Genomic DNA, 15,919 nt, shown 5'->3' on the forward strand with positions numbered 1-15,919 from the left:
ACCGGCATTCACACGACTTGCGCGGCGAGCGTCCGCATGAGCCGCCCGCCTTGGCCGCCGACCACAGAGAACCGATCACGCCCAGCCTGACGTGACGCCCCTTGTCGGAGCCCGAAAACGTCGATGGATGACCACAGTTGCACGACAGCGAGATGAGACCCGGCGACTCGTCTGGTCATCCACCTCCGCCTGCCCCGGAGCCTGCGCCCGACAGCCCGCCGAAAAGCGCGTCGAGCACCTCGCGTTTCGGCTCGATCTGCTTCTTCGTGCCCACCCTATCGACGACGGAGAACGAAACCGTCGAGGATTTTTCCGGGTCTTCACGCGTGATGCCGATCACGATGGGAGACCTATCGTGTTGCGCGGGCGAGATTGTCTTTATGTTGGTTCCCGTCGTTGTGACGGTATAGGGAGGCGTTCCCCCCGTCACCGACAATTCGAGCTCGCCCGGCTTTGCGCCACGCCGGACATCAAGCTCGAGTTGTTGCACATTTTCCACCCCCCCGGCCCCGCCCGTACCATTGTTGCCCGCTCCGAAATGAAAGCCGACGATGGTTGCAAATACCCCCGAGAACACCAGAAAGATTTCGCGCGCCATCCTGAAACGTTCTTCGAACTTCCCCTCGTTGGAGTACAGAGCGCTGAAAATCAGCCCGCCGCCATACGCCAGCGTCGCAATGATCGCCGCCACGGTAAGGATGGGTCGTGTGCCATCCACGCCCATGAGCGCCTTCCAGCCAACTGCGGAGGTGAACAACATGATCCCGGCGACGAGCAAGCCCAGTACAACCAGGAGCACGACCAGCCCGATGAGCCCCGCAATGCTGAAGTCTGCCAACCACTCCGAAATCTTCCTCTTCGGTGCTACGCCGCTCCAACGCTCGACATTTGCCCACAACTCCTGAACCGCCATCTCGATGTGATCGCGCATGGTCGCGTCGCCACTCGCCCTGGCCGAGGCGAAATCGCTCTGCAAGGCGGTAACGCGATCAGCCAGTGATCGGGTTCGGGTGTTGACCGCTGCAGCCTTGACGACCTTGTCGAGGCCGGTGATCAGAGCCTCCAGGTTTTTCCATTTTTCTTCATCCATGACCGTCTCCCTTTCTCACCTCACCACGGACACCTCCATCGACCCGATTGCGATTCGTGCAGCCTCCGTGAAGGCGGCAAAGCCGGATCAACCCGCCATCATGCGGACTCGCGAGACGGGAGGCTCACGCCCGGTCGACATGACATCCGCCAGACCCATGGAATGATTCCGGTATAGCACTGGCATTGCCACATACAAGCTCGACGCAGTCGCATGAAGGCGCAGCCTGTGCCCATCTTCTGCACCGGGGGGCTTGCCCGCGCAGGAGCGCCGCACGCCGCCCTTGCGCGGGCAGGCCCGCTCCCACGGGTTCCGCTCGGGCAGGTCATGCATTCGTGCGATCGCCCCGCATGCGGGCCCTCGGCCAGGATGAGGCGCTACCGCCCGCGTAGGGTCGTCGGGCGGGAGGTGCGGGGTTCAGAACAGCGCGCGATACATCCTCGCACGCGCCGCCGGATCGGCCGCGCCGAACACGTCGCCGACCACCGCGAGCAGGTCGGCGCCCGCGGCGATCACCTGCGGCGCACGCTCCAGCGTGATGCCGCCGATCGCCGCCACCGGCAGGCCGAGCTCGCGCCTGGCGCGTTCGACGAGCGCGAAGGGTGCGGGCGGCGCGTGGGGCTTGGTGGTGGAGGGGAACATCGCGCCGAAGGCGATGTAGTCGGCACCGATCTCGGCGCCCTCGGTCGCACGCGACCAGTCGGCATAGCAGGTGAGACCGAGGATGCGCTGTGGGCCGAGCGCAGCGCGCGCCGCGGCGGGCGGGCCGTCCTCGCGGCCGAGATGCGCTCCGTCGGCGTCGATGGCGAGCGCGAGCGCGAGGTCGTCATTGACGATGAAGGGCACGCCGGCGGCCCGGCAGGCGTCGCGCAGCGCCAGCGCCTGCTCGCGGCGCAGACCGGCGTCGGCGCCCTTGTTGCGGTACTGCAGCAGCGCCGGATGACCGGCGAGCACGGACTGCGCGAGCGCGAGCAGGCGGCCGGTGTCGGGTTCGTCGGGGGTGACCGCGTAGAGCCCGCGCAGCGTGCGCACCGGGAAACGCTCAGTCATCGCTCTCGCCCTTGCCGCGCGCCCAGAAGAAGCGGTCGGGCAGCGCCCGCCCCATGCCGGCGCGATAGGCGTGGCGCAGGGCCTGGCGGGTAAACTCCTGCGCCTCGCGCACCGCCTCGGGCAGCGCCATGCCGTGCGCCATCGCTGCCACCGCGGCGGCGGCGAGGGTGGTGCCGGCACCCAGGCAGGGCGCGGCCGGGCGCGGGCCGGCGTCGGTGCGCACGATGCCCTCGCTGCCGAAGAGGGTGTCGACGAGCTGCGGGCCGTGGTCGCCGCCGCCGGTGAGCAGCACGTACTCGGTACCGTTGCCGAGCAGGCGCTCGAGCGCCTCGTCGAGCTCGGCGCCACCCGTCTCGCCCTGGCCTCCCCCGCCACCGTCCTCCTCGTCGGACTCGGCCGCCTCGTCCCCGGCCAGGCCGGTCAGGCGCAGCAGCTCGTGGCGGTCGGCCACCAACAGCGTGGTCTGCGGCAGGATCAGGTCGGCGAGCGCCGCGGCGATCTCCTCGCCCGCCTCGCCGAGCAGCGCCGCGGCGTGCAGGCCGGGTTCGACCACCAGGGGAACGTCGGGATAGTCGGCGAGGATCTCCGCGATCACCGCGACGTTCTCGACGCTGCCGCAGAAGCCGAGCTTGAACGCCGCCACCGGCACGTCCTCGAGCACCGCGCGCGCCTGCATGGCGATCAGCTCGGGCGCGACCGGCCACAGCTCGTCGATGCCGCGGGTGTCGCGCACCAGCGCCGCGGTCTGCACCGGCAGCGGGTGGCAGCCCATGCTCGCCAGGGTCAGGATGTCGGCCGCGAGTCCTCCGCCGGCCGTGGCGTCACCCGCCGACAGGCACAGCACGCAGGGGGGAGTTTCCGGAATGGCGAGCGGCATGGGAGGTGGAAATGCAGCGCGGATGGGGTGCGCGCGGATGCGTTAAGATAGGCGGTCGATTCTACCCCCAACCCTCGAGTCACGCTGGAACATGGCCGATACCCCCTGGAAGACCTACATGTGCCTGATCTGCGGCTTCATCTACGACGAAGCGTCGGGCCTGCCCGACGAGGGCATCGCGCCGGGCACGCGCTGGGAGGACGTTCCGCCGAACTGGACCTGTCCCGAGTGCAACGCGCGCAAGGAAGACTTCGAGATGGTCGAGATCTAGGCCCGGACGCCACCGCCCGACAACCCACCAGGAATACAGCATGGACCTTGCCGGCCTGAAGGTGATGGTCATCGACGACAGCAACACGATCCGCCGCAGCGCCGAGATCTTCCTCGCCCAGGCGGGCTGCGAGGTCGTCCTCGCCGAGGACGGTTTCGACGCACTCGCGAAGATCGCCGACCACCACCCCGACGTCATCTTCGTGGACATCATGATGCCGCGCCTCGATGGCTACCAGACCTGTGCGCTGATCAAGAAGAACCCCCGCCTGTCGCCCACGCCGGTGATCATGCTGTCCTCGCGCGACGGCCTCTTCGACCGCGCGCGCGGACGCATGGCGGGCTCCGACGAATACCTCACCAAACCCTTCACCAAGGACAGCCTGTTGCGGGCGGTCGCCAGCCACGCACGGCGCGGCGGCGATGCGGCGCGCGCAGGCTGAGCCACGCCGGAGACGACCGATGCCGATCCGCAAGATTCTCGTGGTCGACGACTCTCCCGTCGAACGCCTCGCCCTCCAGGAGGTGCTGGGCCGCAACGGCTACCAGGTGCTGACCGCCGAGAACGGCGAGCAGGCCATCGCACGCAGCCGCAGCGACCACCCCGACCTCATCCTGATGGACGTGGTGATGCCGGGCATGAACGGCTACCAGGCCACGCGCACGATCTCGCGCGATGACGAGACGCGCGACATCCCGATCATCATGTGCACCAGCAAGGGCCAGGAGACCGACAAGATCTGGGGCATGCGTCAGGGCGCGCTCGACTACCTGGTCAAGCCGGTCGACCACGACGAACTGCTCGCCCGCATCCGGGCGATGGGCTGAGCTCGATGGCCCGCAGCAGCCTGCGCGAATTCCAGGAACGCCTCGCCCGTCGCCTCGCCGAGGCCGCCGGCGCCGAGCGCCGCGGCCTGCTCGGCTTCCAGTGCGGCAGCGACAACTGGTTGATCGAACTCGCCGAGGCCGGCGAGATCCTGCCCCCGCCGCCCTTGTCCGCGGTGCCGCTCACCCGCCCCTGGTTCCGCGGCCTCGCCAACGTGCGCGGCAGCCTGTACGGCGTGGTCGACTTCGCCGCCTTCAACGGCCAGCCGCCGATCAGCGCCGGCGGGCGGGCGCGCCTGCTGCTGATCGGTGCGCGCCACGGCATCCACAGCGCGCTGCTGGTGTCGTCCTCGAGCGGCCTGCGCAGCCACGAGGACTTCGAGCCCGCCCCGGGCGGCGATGCCCCGCCCTGGGTGGCACGCCGCCTGCGCGACATGCAGGGCCGCGCGTGGCTGCAGCTCGACCCCGCCCGCCTGCTCGCCCAACCCGCCTTCCTCGACGCCGGGCTGGAATGACGTACGCATCCACCCCGCAAGAACCCGACCGAAAAATCGAGCATCGACCATGGCATTGAACCCGTTCGGCAAGAAAGCCCCGGCCCCCGGCGCCGGCACCGAGGCCCAGACGATCATCGAGACCTCCGCGCCGGAGCAGACGGTCGCCAACAAGACTCCGTCTCCCCCCGCGCGATCCGGCGGCCGCCTCGGCATGCTCGGCGGACTCTTCGTCGCCTGCACGGCGATCAGCGCCGGACTGCTCGCATACCAGGCGCGGGATGCGAGCCTGTCCGCGCTCCAGCTCGGCGCGGCGAGCGAACTGCAGGTGCTGCCCGGACAGATGGCCAGGGCGGCCCGCCTCGCCCGCCTCGGCGAGCCCGGCGCGGTCGCCGATCTCGAGCAGACCCGGGCACGCTTCGCCGGCTTGCTGCAGACCCTCGGCCAGGGCGGCAGCCATGCCGGCGCCACGCTGCCGCCGCTGCCCGCGAGCATGCGGCCCCTGCTGCAGGACCTCGACGCCGAGTGGCAGAAAAACGCCACGCTGGCGGCGCGCCTTGCCGCCCAAGGCGCGCCGCTCGCCGGCACCAGCGCTGCCGTGCGCGCGATCAACGCGGCCAGCGGCGCCCTCGCCGACGCGGCCGACCAGTTCGGTCGCCGTGTGGCGGCGATGAACGGAGACGCTTCTGCGCTGCGTGCGGCCCACGCCCTCCTGCTCCATGCCCAGCGCGCCACCCTGCAGGCAAACACCCTTTTCTCCGCGGATGCAGACCCGGCGGCGGCGGCCAAGGTGCTCGCCGGCGAGGCCGAGCAGCTGCGTCAGCGCTTGGCCGAACTCGAACGCCCGAGCAACGGCAGCGTCCTCGACGAGAGCCTGCGCGCGCTCGGGTCCGCCGCGGCACCGATCCTCCAGGCGATCGAGCGCATCGGCGCCGACGCGGGCGCGCTGCAGCAGGCGAACGCCGCGAGCGCCGGCCTCGCGGCGAACACCCCCGCCCTGCTCGCCGCGAGCACGGCCCTCGGCACGGCGCTCGCCGGGCGCACCGGCGGCTTCGGTCCGCTGCATGCGGGCGCGGCGCTCGCCGCCCTGCTCGCCGTGTTCGTGCTGGCGCAGATGGCGCGCGCCTACGCCGCCGACGCCGCGGCGCGGCGCCTCGCCTCGGAGGCCGAGCGCCGCCAGGCCGAGGATGAGCGCAACCTCACCCAGCAGGCCATCCTGCGCCTGATGAACGAGATGGGCGACCTCGCCGACGGCGACCTCACGGTGCGCGCCACGGTCACCGAGGACATCACCGGCGCGATCGCCGACTCGGTGAACTACACCATCGAGGAGCTCTCGGTGCTGGTACGCCGAATCAACGACGCCGCCACGCGGGTGACCTCGGCCACCGAGTCGGCGCGCCGTACCTCGACCGAGCTGCTCGCCGCCACCGACCGCCAGTCGCAGGAGATCGAGGAAGCCGGCGCCACCGCCGAGCGCATGGCGCAGTCGATGACCGACTCCTCCGCGCGCGCGCTGCAGTCCGCCCAGGTGGCGCGGCGCTCGCTGGAGTCCGCGCGCAAGGGCGCGGACGCGGTGCAGAACAGCATCCGCGGCATGAACGACATCCGCAGCCAGATCCAGGAGACCGCCAAGCGCATCAAGCGCCTCGGCGAATCCTCGCAGGAGATCGGCGAGATCGTCGAGCTCATCTCCGACATCACCGAGCAGACCAACGTGCTCGCGCTCAACGCCGCCATCCAGGCCGCCACCGCCGGCGAGGCCGGGCGCGGCTTCACCGTCGTCGCCGAGGAAGTGCAGCGCCTCGCCGAACGCTCGGCCGAGGCGACCAAGCAGATCGCCGCGATCGTCAAGACCATCCAGACCGACACCCAGGACGCGGTGGGTGCGATGGAGAGCGCCACCCGCAACGTGGTCGAGGGCGCGCAGCTCTCCGACGCCGCCGGCCAGGCGCTCGCCGAGATCGACCAGGTCTCCACCGAAACCGCCAGCCTGATCGAGCGCATCTCGGCCGACGTGCAGGAACAGGCCGCGACCGCCGGCCGCGTCGCCGCGGCGATGAAGGACATTCTCGCCGTCACCGAACAGACCTCGCTCGGCACCCGCCAGACCGCCGTGTCGATCGACCAGCTCGCCGAGCTGGCGGTGGAGCTGAAGGGCTCGGTCTCGGGCTTCAAGGTCTGACCACGCTGGCTGTCGCCCGGAAGAACAGCATGACACACGCCACCGAGCCGGACCTGGGACCGCTGACCTGGGTGAAGGGCGAGATCGACGCCGCGCTGGGGCGCGCGCGCGAAATCCTCGAGCGCGGCTGCGCAGGCAGCGAAGCCGCCGGCCTGCAGTTCGCGCAATCGCACCTGCACCAGGTGCGCGGCGCCCTCGACATCGTCGGCCTCGACGGCCTGACGCTGTTCACCGACGCCCTCGAGCAGCTGCTCGGGGCGATGGCGCGCGGCGAGGTCCCGGCCGACGCCGCGCGCCACGCGCTCGCCCTGCGCGCGCTGGCGATGGTGGGCAACTACCTCGAGGAGCTCGCCGACGGCGCGCCCGACCAGCCGCTGCGGCTGGCCGCGCGCTACCTCGAGCTCGCCGCAGCGCGCGGGCAGCACGACGCCAGCGCCGCCGACCTCTTCCATCCCGATCTTTCGCGCCGCCCGCCTGCGCGTGCGGCGCCGCCGGCGGACACGACCGGGAGCGAGGCGCGGGAGCTGCGCGCGGCACGCAGCCGCTTCGAGCGCGGTCTGCTGGAGTGGCTGCGCAAGGGCGCGGCGGGCGAAGGCGCGCGCGTCATGCGCGACGCGATCGCCGAGGTCGAGGCGCAGCAGCGCAGCCCGGCTGCGCGCAGTCTGTGGTGGGCCAGCCTCGCGTTCTACGACGCCCTGATCCACGGCGGGCTGCAGCCCGACCCGGCGGTGAAGCGCCTGTGCACCCAGCTCGACGCCCAGTTCCGCCGCCTGCTGAGCGGCACGCCCTCGGTGCCGGACCGTCTGCTGCGCGAACTCCTCTACCAGATCGCGCGCGCCCCGGTGCGCACTGAACAGCAGCGTGCGGTACGCGCGTGCTGGCAGCTCGACGCGCAGATCCCGGAGCCGGGGCTGGAGGTCGGCGAGACACCGATCGCGCCGCTGCTCGACGCCCTCGCCGCCCGCCTCGGCGAGGCGCGCGCGCATTGGGAAGCCTTCTGCGCCGGCACCGCGGTGGCCCTGCCCCGCTTCGAGGATGCAGTCGCGGCGATGAGCGCCCCCGCCGAGGCGCTCGGCCGCCCGGGCGTGCGCATCCTGTGCGCCGCACTGCTCGACTTCGCGCGCTGGCTGCGCCGCGATCCGCTGCAGTTCGTCGAGACCTCGGGCATGGAGGTCGCCACCGCGCTGCTGAGCCTCGAAGGCGCGCTCGACCGTCGTCCGCCGCCCGCCGGATTCGGCGCGCGCGCGGAACAGATCGCCGCCCGTCTGCTCGCCCTGCAGCGCGGCGAGCCCCTGTCCGCGGGCGCGATCGTCGCAGCACCGGCGGATGCCCGCCAGGCGCAGGAGCGCGCCGCGCTCGAGCAGGTGGCGAAGGAGATGCTCGCCAGCCTCGCCCACGTCGAACAGGTGCTGGACGACTTCTTCCGCAACCAGGCCAGGCGCGAGCCCCTGCTGCAGCTCCACCAGCCGCTGCAGCAGATCATCGGTGCCCTGAGCATGCTCGGCGAGACCGACGCGCTCGCCCTGGTGCGCAACGCCGCGATCCACATCGCCAGCCTCGCGCGCGAGGACAGCCGCGCCGGCCAGGCCGAGTTCGAACGCCTCGCGCGCGACCTCTCCGCGCTCGGCTTCTACATCGAGGCGATGCCGCGCGGCGGCGCCCGCCTGGAAGAACTGCTCGACCCGAGCCTGGGGCTCCAGGGCAGGCCGGCTGCACAGGAGGACGCGGCAGCGCCCGCTGCCGCGATCGCCGCCACACCTGTGGCGGCACCGGCACCGACGCCCGCGACCGAAGCCGCCGCGGCGGCGCCCGTCGAGATGCCCGAGCCGCCGCCGCCCGCGGCCGCGGAGCCGCCTCCACAAGACCTGGACGCCGCGGCGACGCAGGTCGCAGCGGCCCACCCGGAGAGCCCCGAAAACCTGTTCGGCCTCGACTTCCCCGATCTCGACTTCAGCCCCCTCGAAGAACTCGAGACACCTGCCGCAATGCCGCAGGCCGCGACAGAGCCCGTCGGCACCGATGCGCGGGCGCCTGCCGCCGCCCCCGAACTCGCCGCCACGGTCGCCGCGGAGAGCGCAGCCGCCCCGATGGCCGCAGGGGCGGCGCCGGTGGGCGCGGAGATCGACGCCGAACTGCTGGCGATCTTCATCGAGGAGGCGCACGAGGTGCTCGCCGGGATCGCGGCCGGGCTCGAAGCACTCCGCGACGGCACGGACGAGCCCGCGCAACTGGTCACCATCCGGCGCGGCTTCCACACCCTCAAGGGTAGCGGGCGCATGGTCGGGCTCGTCCAGCTCGGCGACACCGCGTGGGCGGTGGAGCAGGCGCTGAACCGCTGGCTGCAACTCGACTGGGCGCTCACCCCCGCCTTGTTCGCCCTCGTCGCCGAGGGCCATCGGGTGTTCTCCGCCTGGGTGGCGCAACTCGAACATGGCGAGGCCGGCGGTGGCGACACCGCGGCTCTGATCGCCGAGGCGAGACGGCTCCACGAAGCGGCCGAGCCGGTGCACGACGCCGGCATCACCACGCCGAGCGGAGCGCTCCCGCCCCTCCCCGAGCCGATCGAGGAGATCGAGGCGGAACCCGCCGCCATGGCCCCCGCCTCCGCGCCGATGCAGATCGACAGCGTGGACTTCCTGCTCGACGGCGAGATCGGCGGAGCCCCGCCGGCCCCCCCAGCGGGCACGGAGGAGACCACGCCCGTGTTCCCCGCCGCGACCGCGGCGAGCGCAACCGAAGAAGAGCTGATCGAATTCATCGAGCCGCTCGACGAGGGCGCCCCGATCGCGCTGGAAGCCTTCGAGTTCTTCCCGGCGCAGCCGGACGAAGTGCGAATCGAAGGCGGAGACGACGAGGTCGCCCCCGCACAGGCGCCCGCCGCAACGCAGGACGACGCGCCCGCCAGCGATGTCGTCGCCAGCCCCGCTGGCGACACCCTGCGCATCGGCGACGGCGAGATCTCGCGTGCGCTGCACGCGCTCTACTGCAGCGAATCGGCCCAGCACCTGGCCGCGCTCGAGCAGGCGCTGCGCGCGCTGCACGCGGGCGACGAGCCCCCCTCGACCGCCGCGATACGCGCCGCCCATACCCTGGCCGGCATCTCGGGCACCGTGCGCGCAGAGGCCGCGCATCGCCTCGGCCGCGCCCTGGAGCACCGCCTGGAACGCCTCGCCGACGCCGCCCGGGCTCCGGACGGGAACGAGCTGGCGCTGTTCGGCGAGGCTCTCGACGCCCTGCGCGCGATGCGCGACGAGATCGCCGCGGGCGGCACGCCGGCGGCGGAGGATGCACTCGTCGCACGCCTGGACGCTCGCGCCGACGAAGACAGCGCAGGCCTGGCCGACCTGTCCGAGGTCCTCGCTCCCGACATCGCCCTCGCTCCCGACATCGCCCTCGCTGTCGACGCGCAGACCGCACTCGACGGCGCGCGCGCCGCCGACCACGCGCCCCCCCCGCCAGCGGCTCCCGCGAGCCTACCCGCAGCGCTCCCCGCGGCGGAGGCGGGCGCCGTGGACAGTGCGCAGGACGACATCGACAGCCAGCTGCTGCCGATCTTCCTCGAAGAGGCCGCCGAGACCATCGGCGAGCTCCACGCCACCCTGCGCCGCTGGCGCATGCAGGCCGACGACGAAGAGGCGCCGCGTGCGGTCGCGCGCCTGCTGCACTCGCTCAAGGGCAGCGCGCGCATGGCGGGCGCGATGCGCCTCGGCGCCCACCTGCACGAACTCGAGTCGCGCCTGGAGGACGGCCTCGCCGCGCGCGAGGCGGCGGCCGGGCTCGCCGAAGCGCTCGCGCACGGCATCGACCGCTGCGAGCAGGTCATCGACGAGCTCGCCCTCGGCGAAGCGGCCCTCCAGGCGCCGGCCGCCCCGATCCGCGCCGAGGAAGCCGGCGCCGGCGCGGAGGCGGCACCCGAGGTCGAGCCGCTCGCCTCCCCGACCCTGCGTGTGCGCGCCGAGCGGATCGACCGCTTCGTCAACCAGGCCGGCGAGATCGGCGTCGCGCGCAGCCGGGTCGAGGGCGAGCTGCGCAGCCTGCGGCGCTCGCTGCTCGATCTCACCGAGAACGTGATCCGCCTGCGCAACCAGCTGCGCGAGGTCGAGATCCAGGCCGAGGTGCAGATGCAATCGCGCATCGCGCAGGCCGGCACCCAGCACACCGATTTCGATCCGCTCGAGCTCGACCGCTACACCCGCCTGCAGGAGCTCACGCGGATGATGGCCGAGAGCGTCAACGACGTGACCACCGTGCAGCAGGGCCTGCTGCACAACCTGGACGGCGCGGAGCTCGCCCTCGGCAGCCAGGCGCGCATGGCGCGCGAGCTGCAGCAAGGGCTGATGCAGGTGCGCATGCTGCCCTTCGACAACCTTGCCAGCCGGCTCTACCGGGTGGTGCGGCAGAGCGCGCGCGAGCTCGGCAAGCGTGCCGCGCTCGACCTTCGCGGCGGACGCATCGAGGTCGACCGCAGTGTGCTCGAGCAGATGGCCGCGCCGCTCGAACACCTGCTGCGCAACGCGGTCGCGCACGGCATCGAGGCCCCGGCCGCGCGCCTGGCCGCCGGCAAGGCCGAGACCGGCAACATCGAGCTGACGGTGCGCCAGGAGGGCAACGAGATCGCCATCGAGATCGCCGACGACGGCGCCGGGCTCGACCTCGAGCGCATCGCGGCGCAGGCGCGCGCGCGCGGTCTGCTCGGCGCCGACGAGCGCGTCGACGAGCGCCGCCTGGTGAACCTGATCTTCGTCTCCGGCTTCAGCACCGCGCGCGAGGTCTCCGCGGTCTCCGGCCGCGGCGTCGGCATGGACGTGGTGAAGGCGCAAACCGCCGCCGCCGGTGGCCGCGTCGAGGTCGCCAGCCGGCCCGGCGCCGGCACCCGCTTCTCGATCCGCCTGCCGCTCACCCTCGCGGTAACCCAGACCTTGCTGGTGGAGGCGCTCGGCCGCAGCTGGGCCGTTCCCGCCAACATGATCGTGCAGGCCATGGAGCTCAAGCCCGACGCGCTGCAGGCCATGCAGCGGGCGCACGGCATCGAATGGCAGGGCGAGCATTATCCCTACCGCTATCTGCCGCGCCTGCTCGGCGATCGCGAGGCGCGCCCCGCCGAGGCGCGCTACAGCTGGGTGCTGCTGCTGCGCGCCGGCGCGCAGACGCTCGCGCTGCATGTCGACGGGCTGCGCGGCAACCAGGAAGTCATCGTCAAGAACGCCGGCCCGCAGCTCACCCGCGTCGTCGGCATGAGCGGCGCGACCGTGCTTGGCGACGGCGAGATCGTGCTGATCCTCAACCCGGTCGCGCTCGGCGCGCGCGCCGCCACCACCATGGACGAGGCGCACGCGGGGTTGTTCGGTCCCGCTGCCGAGGCGCCGCCGCCGCTGCACCTGCCCACGGTGATGGTGGTGGACGACTCGCTGACCGTGCGCAAGATCACCGGTCGCCTGCTCGAGCGCGAGGGCTATCGCGTGCTCACCGCCAAGGACGGCGTGGACGCGCTCGAGCAGCTCATCGACCTGAAGCCCGACGTGGTGCTCACCGACATCGAGATGCCGCGCATGGACGGCTTCGACCTCGTCCGCAACATCCGCGCCGACGCGCGCCTGCACGACCTGCCGGTGGTGGTGATCACCTCGCGCCTGGCGGAGAAGCACCGCCGTTACGCCCTGGAGGTCGGCGCCGACCACTACCTCGGCAAGCCCTACCAGGAAGAGGAGCTGCTCGCGCTGGTGGCGCGCTACGCACAGGCGGGCAAGGGCTGAGGGGGGCCTCGCTCTTTCTGCGGTGCCAGCCGGGATGCGGCAACGGATGCGCCTCGACGCCCTCCGAACCGCCGCCGATCTCGACTTGCGTCGCTCCTGCGCCCCCGGCGTGGAAGCACGCTGCAGGAGCGACGCAAGTCGAGATATTGCAGTGGAAGACCGCTCCGTCCCGGCGTCTACGCGCCCAGCGCGCGCGCCATGCGCGCGAGCGCTTCGTCCAGCGTCGCGCGCGGGCAGCCGAAGTTGAGCCGCACGAAGCCCGGCGCGCCGAAGGCCGCGCCATCCGAGAGTCCGACGCCGGCGGCCTCGAAGAAGGCCGCCGGGTCGGAGACCCCGCGCGCCGCCATCATCGCGCGGCAGTCGACCCAGGCCAGGTAGGTCGCTTCGGGGCGCGTCGTCGTCAGGCCGGGCATCGCCGCGACGGCCTCCAGCACGCGCTCGCGGTTGCCGCGCAGGTAATCCAGCAGCGCCCGCCGCCAGGCATCGCCGTCGCGGTAGGCGGCCTCCGCCGCGACCATGCCGAGCACGTTCACATGCGGCACGATGCCGCGCATGGCGTGGCGGTAGCGCCGGCGCAGCGCGGGGTCGGGAATGATCGCGAAGGCGCAGTACAGCGCCGGGATGTTCCAGGTCTTGGACGGCGCCATCAGGGTGATCGTGCGCCGCGCGATAGCCTCGTCGAGCGCGGCGAGCGGGCGGTGCGTGCGATCGGCGTCGAGCACCAGGCCGCAGTGGATCTCGTCCGAGCACACCAGCAGGTCGTGGCGCGCGGCGAAGTCGGCGAGCCGGCGCAGTTCGGCTTCGTCGAACACCCGGCCGACCGGGTTGTGCGGGCTGCACAGCAGCAGCAGCCGGGTCGTGGGCGTGCAGGCGGCCTCGAGCGCGTCCCAGTCCCATTGCCAGCGGCCGTCGCCCAGCACCAGTTCGGCGCGCTGCAGCACGCGGCCGGTGTTGGCCGGGGCGGTAAGGAAAGGCGGATACACCGGGGTGGCGGTGAGCACGCCGTCGCCCGCTTCGCCGGCGATGGCGCAGGCGAGGTTGAAGCCGGCGACCACGCCCGGCAGCCACACCAGCCAGTCGGGCTGGATCGTCCATCCGTGATCCCGCCGCAGGCCTTCGACCACGGCCTGCTCGAGCGCGGGCCAGGCATCGGTGTAGCCGAACACACCATGGTCGATGCGCCGGTGCAGGGCCTCGATGACCGCCGGCGGCGCGGCGAAGTCCATGTCGGCGACCCACAGCGGCAGCACGTCGCGGCCGGCGTAGCGGCCCCATTTTTCGCTCGGCAGGCTGCGGCGGTCGATGAGGCGGTCGAAGTCGAAGGCGGGGGCGGTCATGGCGGGGCGTCCGGTGAAGGGTGACGGGGCGTCATTGTCCCGCATTCCCCCGAGCGCTCGCTGCCCCGCGGGAGCGACGCAAGTCGCGATCCGGCGCCCGGACGGCGCACCGAATCCCCGGGCTGACGCCTATGTGCCTTGCGCGTCGTTCTTCACCACGCCGAAACGTTGCAGCGTGCGCTCACGCGCAGCGGCGTGATCCACGATCGGTCCGGGGTAATCGACGCCGATCTTCGTCCGGCACGCGGTCTGGTCGATGCCGCCCATGGTCCAGGGGGCGTGGATGAACTTGTCGGGCACGCGCGCGAGTTCGGGCAGGTAGCGGCGGATGAAGCGGCCCTCGGGGTCGAACTTCTCGGACTGAGTGACCGGGTTGAAGATGCGGAACCAGGGCTGGGCGTCGCAGCCGGTCGAGGCCGCCCACTGCCAGCCGCCGTTGTTGGCGGCGAGGTCGTAGTCGTTGAGCCGGATGGCGAAGTAACGCTCGCCCAGGCGCCAGTCGACGCCGAGGTCCTTGGTGAGGAAGGAGGCGACGATCATGCGCAGGCGGTTGTGCATCCAGCCAGTCTGGTCGAGCTGGCGCATCGCCGCATCGACGATCGGATAGCCGGTGCGCGCCTCGCACCAGGCGGCGAAGAGCTCGGGCGCGTCGTCCCACTGCACGGCGTCGTACTCGGGACGGAAGGCACGGTCCACCACCTGCGGGTGGTGCCACAGGATCTGGTGGTAGAAGTCGCGCCAGATCAGCTCCGACAGCCAGGTCTCCGCCCCCTCGCCGCCGCGCGCGCGGGCGTGGGCGGCGAGCTGGCGGATCGACACGGTGCCGAAGCGCAGGTGGGTGGACAGATAGCTGACGCCTTTCACCGCCGGGAAGTCGCGCGCGCGCTTGTAGCGCTCGATGCGCGCGGCGAAGTCGTCGAACAGGCGCTTGCCGCCGCTCATGCCCACAGGCATGTTCAGCTCGGCGAGGTTGGTGGGCGCGAAGCCGATGTCGGCCAGCCCGGGCAGGGTCTCGCCGGCGGGCTTCGGCGCCAGGTGCGCGGCGTACTTCTCCACCGCATGCGAGCTGACCTGGGAATCGTCCACCGCCTTCAGCCAGGCGTTCTTGTAAGGCGTGAACACGCTGTAGGGCTTGCCCGTCTGGGTGAGCACCTCGTCACGCTCGAAGACCACCTGGTCCTTGAAGTCCTCGTAACCGATGCCGTCCTCGGCGAGTCGCTGCGCGACCCGGCTGTCGCGCAGGATCGCGTCGGGTTCGTAGTCGCGGTTGGCGAAGACCTTGTCGACGCCAAGCTCGGCGGCCAGGCGCGGGATCTCGTCCTCGGCGCGGCCATGGCGGACGATCAGCCCGCCTCCCGTGCCACCCGCGGCACGCGCCATGGCGTCGAGCGCCGCATCCAGCTCGGCCAGGCTGGCGTGGATGAACTCGACGCGGCGGTCGGCGCGCGCGGGCAGCGCGTCAAGGATGGCGGTATCGAAGACGAAGGCGCAATGCACGCGCTCGGCGAAGCGCAGGGCGTGGTGGAGCGCAGCGTGATCGAAGCTGCGCAGGTCGCGGCGGAACCAGACGAGGGCGGAAGACATTTTTTTGTCCAGGACAAAGGTGCACAATTATGACGCATCCGCCACCGTGCCGCCGCAGTCCGGACAAGCGCGAGGCCGCGGGGCCGGAGTGGCGGGCGCCAACTTCAGGAGCGCCGAGGCGGAGGGCGTCGCGGGGGAATCAAGGCGACGCATGTCCGAGGCGCGCAGCGACGAGTTTGCGTCGTCGCCCCCGCGGCGCCCTCCGCCGAGGGCAGCCCGCAGCGAAGCGCAGGGCCGCGAGTGCAGGCGGCGCCCGCCACTCCGGCCCCGCGGCCTCGCAGCACGCGATCGCCCACGCCGCACGCCACACCATCCACCCAGGAAGGGAATCGACGATGCCGGCGACCGATCGCTGCGATCGCGACTTGCGTCGCTCCCACAGAAACCGCGCGCGGCCTGCCCGACGGCGGAAGATCCCGCTCGCGCAAGCCCTCACGCCAAGAAGACCGGCGTT

The 15,919-nt window shown here is 71.9% G+C and carries 11 protein-coding genes; 6 read left to right on the forward strand and 5 right to left on the reverse strand.

All coding sequences use genetic code 11. The features are described from left to right. Positions 1-175: 175 nt before the first annotated feature. The 3 genes from TMZ1T_RS17860 to thiD all read right to left on the reverse strand — a co-directional run bounded on the left by TMZ1T_RS17860 (position 176) and on the right by thiD (position 3,017). Positions 176-1,090: a SprB repeat-containing protein gene (locus TMZ1T_RS17860; RefSeq protein ID WP_004321320.1), complete on the reverse strand. Its 915-nt coding sequence runs from the start codon at positions 1,088-1,090 to the stop codon at positions 176-178. Positions 1,091-1,507: 417 nt separating this feature from the next. Next, positions 1,508-2,140, reverse strand: a complete 633-nt coding sequence (gene thiE / locus TMZ1T_RS17865) for a thiamine phosphate synthase (protein WP_012586064.1) — start codon at positions 2,138-2,140, stop codon at positions 1,508-1,510. After that, entirely contained in the window at positions 2,133-3,017 is an 885-nt protein-coding gene (gene thiD / locus TMZ1T_RS17870; RefSeq protein WP_012586065.1) for a bifunctional hydroxymethylpyrimidine kinase/phosphomethylpyrimidine kinase, read from the reverse strand. Before thiD ends, thiE begins: the two co-directional genes overlap by 8 nt. Before the next feature lie 118 nt (positions 3,018-3,135). Here thiD and TMZ1T_RS17875 point away from each other — a divergent pair, with 118 nt between their 5' ends. From TMZ1T_RS17875 to TMZ1T_RS17900, 6 genes are read left to right on the forward strand one after another with little or no spacing between them, the layout of a single operon-like run. Beyond that, a complete protein-coding gene (locus TMZ1T_RS17875) occupies positions 3,136-3,288 on the forward strand; it encodes a rubredoxin (RefSeq protein WP_049766948.1) in 153 nt (50 codons plus the stop codon). Between the two features lie 40 nt (positions 3,289-3,328). Further along, entirely contained in the window at positions 3,329-3,730 is a 402-nt protein-coding gene (locus TMZ1T_RS17880; protein ID WP_004327486.1) for a response regulator, read from the forward strand. A gap of 19 nt (positions 3,731-3,749) precedes the next feature. Further along, entirely contained in the window at positions 3,750-4,115 is a 366-nt protein-coding gene (locus TMZ1T_RS17885) for a response regulator (protein ID WP_012586067.1), read from the forward strand. Positions 4,116-4,120: 5 nt separating this feature from the next. Continuing rightward, the gene (locus tag TMZ1T_RS17890; RefSeq protein WP_004327492.1) at positions 4,121-4,627 is read left to right on the forward strand and encodes a chemotaxis protein CheW; all 507 of its coding nucleotides are present in this window, start codon (positions 4,121-4,123) and stop codon (positions 4,625-4,627) included. A gap of 49 nt (positions 4,628-4,676) precedes the next feature. Continuing rightward, entirely contained in the window at positions 4,677-6,791 is a 2,115-nt protein-coding gene (locus TMZ1T_RS17895) for a methyl-accepting chemotaxis protein (protein ID WP_012586068.1), read from the forward strand. Between the two features lie 29 nt (positions 6,792-6,820). After that, positions 6,821-12,544 carry a hybrid sensor histidine kinase/response regulator gene (locus tag TMZ1T_RS17900; protein WP_012586069.1) on the forward strand — a complete coding sequence of 1,908 codons (5,724 nt, stop codon included), beginning with the start codon at positions 6,821-6,823 and terminating at the stop codon, positions 12,542-12,544. 176 nt (positions 12,545-12,720) lie between these two features. On the opposite strand, the gene TMZ1T_RS17905 is transcribed toward TMZ1T_RS17900, so the two are convergent. After that, positions 12,721-13,881, reverse strand: a complete 1,161-nt coding sequence (locus TMZ1T_RS17905) for a MalY/PatB family protein (RefSeq protein WP_012586070.1) — start codon at positions 13,879-13,881, stop codon at positions 12,721-12,723. A gap of 129 nt (positions 13,882-14,010) precedes the next feature. Further along, positions 14,011-15,465, reverse strand: coding sequence for a cryptochrome/photolyase family protein (locus TMZ1T_RS17910; protein WP_012586071.1), 1,455 nt, complete (start codon positions 15,463-15,465; stop codon positions 14,011-14,013). Between the last annotated feature and the right edge of the window lie 454 nt (positions 15,466-15,919).

It is taken from the genome of Thauera aminoaromatica, from assembly GCF_000021765.1.
Classification (GTDB): Bacteria; Pseudomonadota; Gammaproteobacteria; order Burkholderiales; family Rhodocyclaceae; genus Thauera; species Thauera aminoaromatica.

What these genes read in the sequence shown, in the direction of transcription:
- TMZ1T_RS17860 (WP_004321320.1), bottom strand. Translation starts at nt 1,090, where the DNA reads ATGGATGAAGAAAAATGGAAAAACCTGGAGGCTCTGATCACCGGCCTC.
- thiE (WP_012586064.1), bottom strand. Translation starts at nt 2,140, where the DNA reads ATGACTGAGCGTTTCCCGGTGCGCACGCTGCGCGGGCTCTACGCGGTC.
- thiD (WP_012586065.1), bottom strand. Translation starts at nt 3,017, where the DNA reads ATGCCGCTCGCCATTCCGGAAACTCCCCCCTGCGTGCTGTGCCTGTCG.
- TMZ1T_RS17875 (WP_049766948.1), top strand. Translation starts at nt 3,136, where the DNA reads ATGTGCCTGATCTGCGGCTTCATCTACGACGAAGCGTCGGGCCTGCCC.
- TMZ1T_RS17880 (WP_004327486.1), top strand. Translation starts at nt 3,329, where the DNA reads ATGGACCTTGCCGGCCTGAAGGTGATGGTCATCGACGACAGCAACACG.
- TMZ1T_RS17885 (WP_012586067.1), top strand. Translation starts at nt 3,750, where the DNA reads ATGCCGATCCGCAAGATTCTCGTGGTCGACGACTCTCCCGTCGAACGC.
- TMZ1T_RS17890 (WP_004327492.1), top strand. Translation starts at nt 4,121, where the DNA reads ATGGCCCGCAGCAGCCTGCGCGAATTCCAGGAACGCCTCGCCCGTCGC.
- TMZ1T_RS17895 (WP_012586068.1), top strand. Translation starts at nt 4,677, where the DNA reads ATGGCATTGAACCCGTTCGGCAAGAAAGCCCCGGCCCCCGGCGCCGGC.
- TMZ1T_RS17900 (WP_012586069.1), top strand. Translation starts at nt 6,821, where the DNA reads ATGACACACGCCACCGAGCCGGACCTGGGACCGCTGACCTGGGTGAAG.
- TMZ1T_RS17905 (WP_012586070.1), bottom strand. Translation starts at nt 13,881, where the DNA reads ATGACCGCCCCCGCCTTCGACTTCGACCGCCTCATCGACCGCCGCAGC.
- TMZ1T_RS17910 (WP_012586071.1), bottom strand. Translation starts at nt 15,465, where the DNA reads ATGTCTTCCGCCCTCGTCTGGTTCCGCCGCGACCTGCGCAGCTTCGAT.